The sequence below is a fragment of the Acinetobacter sp. ANC_7588 genome (genome assembly GCF_056783995.1).
Genome location: NZ_JBWYIU010000050.1, coordinates 1 through 252, shown reverse-complemented (window position 1 = coordinate 252; position 252 = coordinate 1). Strand labels below are relative to the sequence as shown.

Here is a 252-nt window from a genome sequence, read left to right as displayed (position 1 = left end):
GTGTAAACCCAAATGGTGGTGCAATTGCACTGGGTCATCCATTGGGTGCATCAGGTGCGCGTTTGGTGACGACTGCTCTCAACCAACTAGAAGCAACTGGTGGCAAATATGCATTGTGCTCTATGTGTATCGGTGTGGGTCAAGGCATCGCTTTAATTATTGAACGTGTTTAACTATTAAAAACCCCCTCCCTTTTCTCAAGGGAGGTCGGGAGGGATTCTATGCCTACTTTTTCTTCAAATGATGCGCAAA

Annotated in this window: 1 pseudogene; it reads left to right on the top strand. The window is 46.0% G+C overall.

The window, feature by feature from the left end:
• Nucleotides 1-173 (top strand): annotated as a pseudogene (locus AC1M9J_RS14855) (acetyl-CoA C-acyltransferase); the annotation flags it as partial.
• Nucleotides 174-252 lie beyond the last annotated feature (79 nt).